At 67.7% G+C, this 3,571-nt stretch carries 4 protein-coding genes; 1 reads left to right on the top strand and 3 read right to left on the bottom strand.

Annotation, left to right across the window (positions count from 1 at the left end):
* Positions 1-11: 11 nt before the first annotated feature.
* Positions 12-1,052, bottom strand: coding sequence for a patatin-like phospholipase family protein (locus E1J50_RS25855; protein WP_132253277.1), 1,041 nt, complete (start codon positions 1,050-1,052; stop codon positions 12-14).
* 68 nt (positions 1,053-1,120) lie between these two features.
* Positions 1,121-1,639 (bottom strand): hypothetical protein, encoded by a 519-nt coding sequence (locus E1J50_RS25850; RefSeq protein ID WP_132257101.1) that lies wholly within the window; start codon positions 1,637-1,639, stop codon positions 1,121-1,123.
* Between the two features lie 585 nt (positions 1,640-2,224).
* Here E1J50_RS25850 and E1J50_RS25845 point away from each other — a divergent pair.
* On the top strand, positions 2,225-2,830 hold the full coding sequence (locus E1J50_RS25845) for an HdeD family acid-resistance protein (RefSeq protein ID WP_132256937.1): 606 nt from the start codon (positions 2,225-2,227) through the stop codon (positions 2,828-2,830).
* Positions 2,831-3,124: 294 nt separating this feature from the next.
* Here the strand turns inward: E1J50_RS25845 and E1J50_RS25840 are convergent, their stop codons facing one another.
* A complete protein-coding gene (locus E1J50_RS25840; RefSeq protein WP_132256935.1) occupies positions 3,125-3,343 on the bottom strand; it encodes a hypothetical protein in 219 nt (72 codons plus the stop codon).
* Between the last annotated feature and the right edge of the window lie 228 nt (positions 3,344-3,571).

Below are 3,571 nucleotides of genomic sequence, written 5' to 3'. Positions count from 1 at the left end.
AGCCCCATCGATCAGATCCCGTGGAGAAAGCCATCGAGGTCGAGAGACGAGCGCCGGCCGAGGTCGACGTGATGACGGCCCAGGAAATCGGCGGCTGCCCGTCGCCCCTCGTCGCGAAGCAGGACGAGAAACGGCCATTCGGCATTGAGCTTGGATGAGGAGCCGAGCTCCAGCATCATCGCGCTGGAGATCCGGTGGATGCGCATCCGCGCCCATCGCGCGCCTTCGTCGTCGCTCGGGCTGGCCACGTGCTTGAGCAGCGCCATCATCCTGAGTTCCTTCATCAGGACGGCGTTGAACGACACCTCGTTGAGGCGGTTGGTAATCTCCCGGGCCGAGGTTGGCGGTCCCGGCCGATCGATCGGATTGATCTGAACCAGGATCGTGTCCTGGGAGTCGCAATCGCGGATGAGCGGCGTCATCGTGGGGTTGCCGGCATAACCTCCGTCCCAGTAGGCGTCGCCGTCGATCACGACCGCTTGGAACAGCGTCGGCAGGCAGGCGGAGGCCAGCAGCACGTCGGGAGTGAGGTCGGCGTTGCGGAACACGCGTCCTCGGCCGCTCTGGACGTTCGTCGCGGTGACGAACAGCTTGATCGGGCTGCGGGTCAGGCCTTCGAAATCGATCGTGTCCGCGAGGATCGCGCGAAGCGGATTGGCGCCGGCCGGATTGAGATCGTACGGCGAGACGACGCGCGCCATCATGTCCATGGCGGCGAAGAGCGGCGAATGGTCGAGGCTCCAGCGCCCCAGCAGGACGTCCAACGGGCCGCGGCGGAACGGGCTGAACCTCGCGGCATCGGAGACCTGTCGCCAGAAGTTTTCAAGCGCGGCCTTCGCTCCGGCCGGCCCGTCCTTCCCGTAGCCATGAGCCAGGACCGCGGCGTTCATGGCTCCGGCCGAGGTGCCGGAGATCGCTTCGATCTCCAACCGGCGCTCGTCGAGCAAGCGATCGAGAACGCCCCAGGTGAAGGCGCCGTGCGCGCCCCCGCCCTGCAGCGCAAGGTCGATGAGGAGCGGGTCGGAATCCTGCCGGGCGGGGGCGGGAGCCATGCGTGCCTCCGATACGGGGCCGGTACGCGGTTCGGGCCAACCGAGTTCGAGCGCAGGTGCCGGCTTCGTCAGCCGTCGCGCCTGGCCTGTGCGTCCTTGCCCGCCTGCGACGCGCGACCGATCTCGCCTGGCTCGATCGTGACCGTCCGCCGATCGCTCCCGACCGGCCGCATGCCATCCTTCGACCGATCGCCCGCGTCCGGATGATGTCGGACCGAGGAGCGCTTGCGCTTCAGGGCTTCGTCGAAATTTCCACGGATCCGCTCGCGTCGGCGTTCGGCCCGCTCCCGGTCGAGACGCGCGTTCACGCGCCGGATGGCGCGGGCAAAGACCTGCTTCTTCTCGGAAAGCCCGCGCTCGCTGGCTTCGGGTGCCCCGATGCCGGATGACGGGGCCTTGCCTCGCCGAGCGCGCTGTCGCGTCGCCACGATGCCCCGGATGCGATCGCGTCTCTCGCGCAGCCATCTGGCCAGCGCGAGCGCTTCCTCCGGCTCGATCTTGCCGAGATCGGGATAATGGCTGAGCTTGACCCGCTCAAGCTCGTCTTCCGAGAGCAGCCGCCGTTCGGATGCCATGCCCACACCCATGTCGAGCCTCCTCAGCCATCGAGCCGATCAGGGATATTTTCGCCGTGGCGCCTTCCCGGTGCCGGCTCTGCGCTCGCGCTGAGTCCAGTGGCGATTGCCCCAGCCGAAGCCTCCACGGACAACGACGACACCGCCGGTTTCCGCCGACGGACGGACGATGGTCGCCGGCGCGCCGGGCGCGGCGCGTGCCGCGGGAGCCGGAACGAGCCAACCGAGCAGGAGGATTGCAGCCAATCGGCGGCCGCTAGCCTGTCCCCTGAGGATCAGAGACATGGGCGGATCCGGTTCATGAGATCAGATCAGGGCGCCCGAAACGCGGGCGGCCGATGGCGTTCTCAAGTATCCTTGGCGTCAGGCACAGGATGAGGGGCCAGTTTAGCACGAGCGGGCCGGGGCTCCACTGCCAAGCGAGGCCGGCCGGCTTTCGTCCTGTACCGTATCCAGATCCTCGCGGAGTCCATTACCGGTCGCTCCGCCCCGGGGTGACCATCGCAAGCCAAGGCCCGACCGGCATCCGTCTCGTCGGATCAAGCGTGGGTTCGCTGCCCGTGTAGATTGCGGCGGCATGTTCCAGGGAGGCGGCGCATGAGCGACGTGGCGGCCTTGAGGAATCAGAACGTTGGCGCGCGTCCCAGCCGATGGTGGTTCACGGCCGCGGGCGCCGTTCTCCTCGTCCTGGGGGTGGCGGGCCTGTACATGACGGTGGCGTTCACCGTCGCCAGCACGCTCTGGTACGGCGTGCTGCTGCTGATCGCAGGTCCGGCGGAGATCATCGAAGCCGTGGCCCAGACGCGCGAGCCCTGGCACTCCCGCGCGGCTCGAATCCTGGCCGGCGCGCTGTATGTCGCTGGCGGCCTGTACGCGGTCTTGCAGCCCCTTCAGGCCTCGGTCGCCCTGACCTTGGTGCTGGGCCTCGTCCTGATCGCATCGGGTATCGCCAGGGCTGTCTGGGCCGTCATCCACGAGGTGAAGACCTCCCGCGCCGCGGTCATTCTGTTGGCTTTGATCTCGGTGCTGCTCGGGATGGCCATCATTCAGCAATGGCCCTGGTCCGGGCTTTGGGCGATCGGATTGTTCGTCTCCTGCGATCTGCTGGCTGCCGGCCTGTCCTGGTGCTGGGCCGGGCTCGCCCGGGATCCGCGCGCGGCGATGCCGGTCGGAGCGCGTTTCGGATCGTTGGGTATCAAGTAGAGGCGCCTTGGCCGAACACCCTGCCGGCGCCCTCTGCCGCCCTGCGGTGGCGGGACGATCGTGAGCCGCGACGATGCCGCGGACCTCTTCGATCGTCATGCCGAAGGTCGACGATCCCTGACGCGCGCCCAAGGCAGGGTTCTCTGCAGGCAGGTCGGGACATCCGCGAGAGCCGAACGCTGAAGCCGAGGCGGGCGGAGCCAGAATCGTCGCCGGAGCGCGTATCACAGCCCCAACCCGGACTGACGTCGCCGCAACGCCTCGCGGACGCTGCGAGCGACTCAGGAGGCGCGATCAGCGCGCATCCTCGAGAGCGGACAGCATGTCGTACTCGTCGGCCACGGCCCCCGGGTGGAGCAGGGTATCCACCATGATGCAGACGAGGGCGACCGCAATCAGCACCACCACCAGGACTTTCGTCAGACGCAGCGCATGCCGGCGCATCCTGTGGATCGCGATACATCCGAGCGTGAAGGCTGCGGCCTCAACCAATGCCGCCGCTGGCACATGCATCGTGCTCTCCTCCGATCCTTCCGTTTCGGGCCGTGAATGTCTCTCCGGATCCCGAGCCCGTCCGCCTGGATGCCATCGCCTTGAGGCGGCCACCTCGATCGACGGACCCTTGGATGCTCCGGCTCGGAGAAGGTTTCAGGCCTACGGCCGCTCCGTGAAAAGCCGAACGGGCTCGGACATTGCCCGAGCCCGCCGTTTTCGTCGGACGTCGCTCCGGATCTATCGAGC

Source organism: Methylobacterium segetis, assembly GCF_004348265.1.
GTDB lineage: Bacteria > Pseudomonadota > Alphaproteobacteria > Rhizobiales > Beijerinckiaceae > Methylobacterium > Methylobacterium segetis.
This window is presented reverse-complemented; position numbering and strand designations above follow the sequence as displayed.